Consider the following 7,087-nt stretch of genomic DNA (forward strand, 5'->3'; position numbering starts at 1 on the left):
ATATTAAAAACACAGATTTAAAGAAGGATTTTTTATGAAACAGACTATCCCATATACATTTATTGGAGGAAGAATTGCCAAAACCGGTCTGGCTGTTTTTATAACAGCTTTTATTTGCCATATCCTGAATTGGCCAGCAATGTTCGCTGTAATTACGGCCATCGTTACCATTGAGCCCACTGTTGCGGACTCCATCCGGAAAGCATATGTCAGGTTTCCGGCGGCTGCCATTGGTGCGGGATTTGCTGTATTATTTACGTTCATTTTCGGGGACAGCCCTTACAGTTATGCTTCCGTATCGCTTGCGACAATCATCGTCTGCCATAAGCTGAAGCTTCATGACGGGATGCTGGTGGCTACGTTGACTGGTGTTGCTATGATTTCTACCGTTCATGATCATTATTTGTCGTCTTTTTTCATTCGATTGGGGACTACCACAACCGGTATTGTCGTTTCCACGGCAGTTAACTTTTTTGTCATGCCCCCCAATTACTCAAAATCAATCATAAAAAACATCCATGCCTTATACAGACGTTCCGGTGACATTTTACTTAAAAGAGGCATTGAGATCTTTAATTCACAGGAACCTGATAGGAATGTCCGCTCTGATTTCCAAAGACTTATAAAAGATATCGATAAGACCGAAACATTATGCCACTATCAAAAAGCTGAATACAGATATCACCGATTCAGCCGGGAGGATATGCGCGACTTTCATTATGAATATAAAAAACTGACCATCTTAAGGCAAATCACCTATCACGCGGGAAACTTGATCTTTCTGGCGCCTGGCCGGCTGGACATTGAGAAGAGCAGGAAGAAGTTCGCCTTGTCAGTCCTTGAGGATTTAAAAAATAGTCTGTATGATCCGGGCTTTCTTATTTCAGAAAATCATCGGGAAAAAATCAGTCAGGTAACACAATGGTTTATTGAGCAAAGACAGCTGGACCCTGCAGGCGGTTTGAGACCTCGCACACACCACCATGTCCAGCCTGAGACAGCCATACTCTATGAAATTCTCTCCATCCATGACTTAATTGAGGAACTGAATCAGATTCAAATTATGGAAGTTAAACACCGGAAGCTTTTAAAAGTACCCCTTGAAGCAGGTGCCCAAAAAGGCAAGGGACAGACAATGAAAGAATAAAATAAAGACCGGGGAATTTAATTCTCCGGTCTTTTCCATTAAGAAGATACACTCGTTTTATTAAGCAAATATCCTGCTATTATTCTTTTTAATACATCACGGTCCATCTGCAGCATGGGAAGCCCTGCAGCTGCAAGCAGCTTCTCCGTATTGTCTGATGGGAAATCAATAGTTCTCTGGAAATAGCTGTGGAAAATGCTCATTGAATCATGAAAAGCCTTTTCCTCATTTGTCATTTCTGCAGATTCTCCAGGAACACACATCTCCAATTGCGGAAAATCCAGTACCTCTTTTACTATTTCATATATGTCTGATTGCAGAGGCGGGTTAGGGTTTGTAATATTGTAAATCCCGCCATTCTCTGCATGTATCAAGGCAGCATCCAGTGTATCAATAACATAATTCACCGGCACAAAGTTCTGGGCCACTTCAGGATCCAGATAGATTCTGCAGGTTTGGCCATTTGGTTTTCGCAGTGACCGTTTTTTTAAGATTTTAATGCCTTTTAAAAATCCGTATAAACCGAAGTTAGTATCAGCTTCACCTGTTCTGGAATCTCCGATGATAATCCCGGGCCGGAGAATAACAACATCCAATTTATCCCGGAAAGTATATACGAGGTGTTCAGCCTCGCATTTGGAAGCTTCATAGGGATTTACAAAATGCCTGTCAAGAGAGTAAAGAGCCTCCGCCCCATCAGTCTCTGTCCCAACCGTATAAGCTGTACTGATATATAAAACCTTAGGACAATTTATTTCCAAAGCAAGCTTCAGGACATTTTCTGTTCCGCCCACATTCACTTCAAAAGTCATATCCCGATCTCTTTCATCAAATGACAGAAGTGCTGCACTATGGTATATAGCATCTATCTTTCCTTTTAATGAGCCCGCAAGTTCTCTATTTAATCCGAGATGCTCTTCTGTCACATCGCCTTCCAATATATGAATCTGCTTGGAAAAGCCGCTTCCTTCGCCATGCATGAAGGCATCAAGCCGCTTTCTGCTTCGGACTAATAAATATAGTTCATGCCCCTGTTCCAAAAGCTTTAATGAAAGCTTTTTCCCTAAAAAACCGTTTGCACCTGTAATCAGTATTTTCAAAAAAGAATCACAGCCTTTCTTTATGACATCCCTTTTAAAAACTTTAGCGGGAAATCCAATTAAAAGCAATGGAAAAACATTTACTAAACAGCAGAAGCGCCTGGTTTCCCCAGGCGCCTTTTTCATGCTTTAATACTGTCATCTTAACCTGCTTATTTTTCAAAAGGATAAATCAATTCTTTGTCCACCCCAATTTGTTCAAAGAAGTGATCATGTATGAATTGCCTGATTTCCATAAGTTCTGATCCTGTCGGATAAGCAGACACATTAATCGCAGGCAGGTGTCCTATCAGCTTGGATGGCTGAATAAGCTCAGTAGAAATGACTAAATCAAACTCCTCATATTCAGAAATTAAATCCACGCTTGATGAATCAAGGGTTGATATAGCAAGCTGGTTGCCAAAATGATATTTTAGCACCTCCCTGATATAATCTTTTTCATAATATGTCCTGCATACCAGTGCAGCCTGTATGATATGCTTATTCTTCCTTCGCAGGACAGCAGCCTGGAAAAGAGTAAAAATCTCAAGTACATCCAATTTATTAAAAACAAGGGGGATTTTCGAAAATGTTTCCACTCCCAGGTTCTCTAATGTTTTTAAAAGCGGGTTCGTCTCATAATACGGAAGATACTGAAGCATTGAGCTATGCAGTGTTTCCGTATTAAATTCTTTCCCCAGATAGATCCTTTTAAAGGACTGGTAAATGTGAAATAAGAAGATATCATCATCTGTCAGATTGAAGCCGGCTATGTTTGAAAGGCGTTCTAAGAAGACAGAAAAAGGATGTTCCCTCTCACCTATCCTCCTCCTGCGAAGATAACGCAGATGCTGCGCCCGATTCGTCGGCCTTTCCTCGCTCATTAAATAAACGGCAAAGAACAGTATCTCCTGAAGCTGGTTTTCCCTGGACGGAATTTTGGATTTAGCTATAAAATGCACTAAGTCTTTGGCAGCGAGGAAATATTTACTTTCTATATATGCGTCCAGGAAACCTTTTGGAAACGATACATAATATCCCATGGACATACGGAGGTTTGAAATATAGATAACCATTTTGAGGCGCTGGATGGCTCCAGTCCGGAGAGTCATCGACTGGCCTGATGTTACCTCCAGCAATGCCTGCTGAAAACCCCCGGAATGCAGCCAACCCTTCTCAGCTTCAGATCTAAAGCTAAGCAAATCTAAGTATTGCATGAGAAAGCGCCTGATATTTCTTTCATCACCAACTACTTTGAAAGGACTTGGAGTTAGAGTAAGCCGTGACTCTTTCAGCACATCCTGCAGCTTCTCGATGTGGCGGTATGCGGTCGAACGGCTTATATGCACCTTGCTTGATATTTGGGAAATGTCAATTCCATCGCTCATTAGAATCAGCTTTAACGTATGGAAATACGTATTTTTTTCGCGAATCTCTCTTAAGATGCTCTCCAGAGTGCCGCTTTCAGGCTTTTTCAGCATAACGCCTAGGGTTTCATGCTTTTCGAGCTTCCAATCCTCCGGCAGAATCGTCTCCAGGAATTCGAGATCACGCCATATAGTGCTTTTGGAAAAGCCTGTTCGTTCTGCCAGCTGTGCTAAGCTGATCCATTTATTTTCACTGAGCAAATGAAAGATTAAATCTGAGTAACGCTTATAAAACCGATTCATGTTATCACCTATCTTTTCACTCTTCCAATTTATCTTTTCTATTAACGTCAATGTTTACTCATTCTTAATTGGAGCTCAACCATAAAAAGACATGCTCAGGAGAACATGCCTTTTATTAAATACAGCGCATTTTTAATTTCTAACCGATTCTAACCCAGCCTCTTTTAATCGCCAGTAATACTGCCTGAGTCCGATCATGTACCCTTATCTTTCTCAAAATGCTGCTGACATGATTTTTAACTGTCTTATCGCTTATAAAAAGAAGCTTACTGATATCAGTATTGCTATTTCCATCTGCCAGCAGCTGCAGCACCTCACATTCGCGCCGCGTCAAAATATGCAGCGGGCGCTGATAGCCTTGGCTGGAGACATAATTGCTGACTGATTTTAATTCTGTAAGTCTCCTATATTCCTTAATAATATTTTTCGTCACCTTCGGATCCAGATAACTGCCGCCGCCGGCAACCACCCTGATTGCTTCTGTCAGCCCTTTTGCACCAATATCTTTAAGCAGGTATCCGGAAGCGCCATTCTGCAGCACCCGAGTTACATAGTTCTCATCATCATAAAAAGATAAAATAAGAACCTTGCTTTTCGATTTATTTTCACTCAGCTTATCGGTTGCTTTGATGCCATTCATATTTGGCATATCGATATCCATAATCATTACGTCCGGTTTAAAAGCTTTATCAATTTTGAGAGCGTCCCGGCCATCTTCCCCTTCAGCGACTACCTCAATGCCCTCTTCCATTTCCAGGATCCGTTTGATTCCTTCTCTGTAAAGCTTATGATCATCTATTATCGCAATTTTCAATACCATTTTCTGTTCACCTGCTCAGCTTTATTCTGAACTAAAAATTCTATAAAACTTATTTTACAAAAGTTTTTTCAAAGAAAAGTTTCAAATATGAGGTTTGATGTTTCAAAATAGAAATTCTTCTGCGGATCCCGGACTTCCGGCAAATAATCTGAATTTTGTGGTATGATCGACTTATTATGAGGAAGGAGTATTCTGATATGAACTCTTACAGCCGTACCTTAAATGGTGTTTTTCCATCTGTCTGCTCCTTGGATTGCCCGGATCAATGCGGCCTTCTCGTTCATAAAAAAGAAGGAAAAATCGTTAAGATTGAAGGAGATCCAAATCATCCTGTCACACAGGGGAATATATGCAACAAGGTCCGCAGCATGCCTTCAAGGATTTATGATCAGAATCGGCTCAAGTATCCAATGAAGCGTGCCGGAGCCAAAGGTGAAGGGCATTTTGTACAGATTGGATGGAAAGAAGCTATAGACACGATCACTTCCAGATGGAAGGACCTAATTGCCAAAAACGGCCCTGAGAGCATCCTGCCATACAGTTTTTATGGAAATATGGGCAGATTAAGCGCAGAAGGAATGGACCGCCGTTTCTTCCATAAACTCGGAGCATCCCGTTTAGACAGGACGATTTGCCAATCTGCCGGTACAGCTGGATATATGTACACAATGGGCGGGAGCTTTGGAATAGATCCGGAGGATACCATCCATTCAAAGCTCATTATTTTATGGGGCATTAATGCAGTCAGCACGAACATGCATCAAATGATTCTCGCACAAAAAGCAAGAAAAAGCGGGGCAAAAATCGTTGTGATTGACGTTCATAAAAACCAGACTGGAAAAATGGCCGACTGGTTTATACCGATTACTCCCGGCACTGATGCTGCTCTGGCCCTTGGCATGATGCATGTCTTGTTTGCCGAAAATTTGACGGACGAGAACTTTCTGAAAAAGTATACAGTAGGCCACCAGGAACTTCGTGAACATGTGAAGGAATATGATCCTGAAACAGTAGCCGGCATAACAGGTATACCGAAAGATGATATTTTGAAATTAGCCCGTATGTATGGAAAGACTTCTCCTGCTTTTATCCGAATCGGCAACGGGCCACAGCATCACGACAATGGCGGAATGTGCATCCGCACCATTTCATGTCTTCCTGCCATTACAGGACAATGGCTCTTAACGGGCGGCGGCGCCATCAAAGGGAACTCCGGCTATCTTGCTTTTAATACTGGAGCTCTTCAAAGGCCTGACCTCCTGCACAAAAGGGATACACGCATCATTAATATGAACGAAATCGGTTCTGCGTTGCTTGAACTGGAAAAACCGATTAAATCTATGTATGTGTATGGAACCAACCCTGCTGTTGTTGCACCCGAAGGGAATAAAGTCCGGCAGGGCCTGCAGAGGGAGGACTTGTTCCTTGTCGTCCATGATCTGTTCTTAACCGAAACGGCCAAATATGCTGATATTGTGCTGCCTGCGGCTTCTTCTTTTGAGAATACGGATATCTATTCATCCTATTGGCATCACTACATGCAAATTCAGGAGCCGGTCATTGAACCATATGGCGAGTCAAAATCTAATGTAGAAGTGTTTCGGCTTCTTGCAGAAGGCATGGGCTATCATGATGCCGTATTTAATGAGACGGAAGAAGAAATGATTGATGCCGCATTAAATTTTCCGGCTAACCCCTTTATTGAGGAAATCAATGCTGAATCCCTGAAGAAAAACAAGTTTATGAAAGCGAGGGTAAAACCGCTTTTTCCCGGCAGGCTGCCCACGCCAAGCGGAAAAATTGAATTATACTCGAAGAGAATGAAAGAGGATGGATATCCTCCTCTGCCGACATACATACCGCTGAAGGAAGAAAATAAATTCCCTTTTTTGTTTGTGCCCGCACCGAACCATAACTTTTTGAATTCAACTTTTTCAAATAATATAAAACATGCAGCAATGGAGAAGGAACCGCGTCTTCACATAAATAAAAGGGATGCTGTAAATGCTGAAATTAAAGATGGTGACTTGGTTCGTATTTGGAATGAACGAGGAGAATGCGAACTCAAAGCGGCTGTCGGAGAACTTGTCCTTCCTGGTACAGTTGTTTCACAGGGATTATGGGCTGACGCCCCAGGAACAAAACATCTGGTCAATTCGCTGACTCCGGACCGGCTTTCCGATATGGGCGGCGGTGCCGTTTTCTTTTCTGGCCGGGTAAATGTTTCGATAATCAGTAAACCCCTGCAAAATGGTCTTGCCCCTGTCAAGTAGACAACATAAAAAGCTAAGCAGTGAGCGCGTTTAGATATTCAATCGGCGCGCGTTTCTTTAGTTTCTTTTGTCTTCGTTTGTAATTGTAATGGTAGATA

5 protein-coding genes are annotated in these 7,087 nt (G+C 42.0%); 2 read left to right on the top strand and 3 right to left on the bottom strand.

The annotated features are described in order from the left end of the window. Positions 1-34: 34 nt before the first annotated feature. Entirely contained in the window at positions 35-1,147 is a 1,113-nt protein-coding gene (locus CHI10_RS21670) for an aromatic acid exporter family protein (RefSeq protein WP_095246214.1), read from the top strand. Positions 1,148-1,185: 38 nt separating this feature from the next. Here CHI10_RS21670 and CHI10_RS21675 read toward each other — a convergent pair whose 3' ends face one another. The 3 genes from CHI10_RS21675 to CHI10_RS21685 form a co-directional block, all read right to left on the bottom strand. Beyond that, positions 1,186-2,247 carry an SDR family oxidoreductase gene (locus CHI10_RS21675; RefSeq protein ID WP_095246220.1) on the bottom strand — a complete coding sequence of 354 codons (1,062 nt, stop codon included), beginning with the start codon at positions 2,245-2,247 and terminating at the stop codon, positions 1,186-1,188. Between the two features lie 152 nt (positions 2,248-2,399). Then, a complete protein-coding gene (locus CHI10_RS21680) occupies positions 2,400-3,896 on the bottom strand; it encodes an AcpB/EbpR/MafR family transcriptional regulator (RefSeq protein ID WP_095246215.1) in 1,497 nt (498 codons plus the stop codon). 139 nt (positions 3,897-4,035) lie between these two features. Continuing rightward, positions 4,036-4,716: a response regulator transcription factor gene (locus CHI10_RS21685; protein WP_095246216.1), complete on the bottom strand. Its 681-nt coding sequence runs from the start codon at positions 4,714-4,716 to the stop codon at positions 4,036-4,038. Between the two features lie 197 nt (positions 4,717-4,913). Here CHI10_RS21685 and CHI10_RS21690 point away from each other — a divergent pair, with 197 nt between their 5' ends. Continuing rightward, positions 4,914-6,989, top strand: coding sequence for a molybdopterin-containing oxidoreductase family protein (locus CHI10_RS21690; protein ID WP_095246217.1), 2,076 nt, complete (start codon positions 4,914-4,916; stop codon positions 6,987-6,989). Positions 6,990-7,087: the final 98 nt, after the last annotated feature.

It is taken from the genome of Bacillus sp. 7894-2 (assembly GCF_002272225.1).
Lineage (GTDB): Bacteria > Bacillota > Bacilli > Bacillales > Cytobacillaceae > Cytobacillus.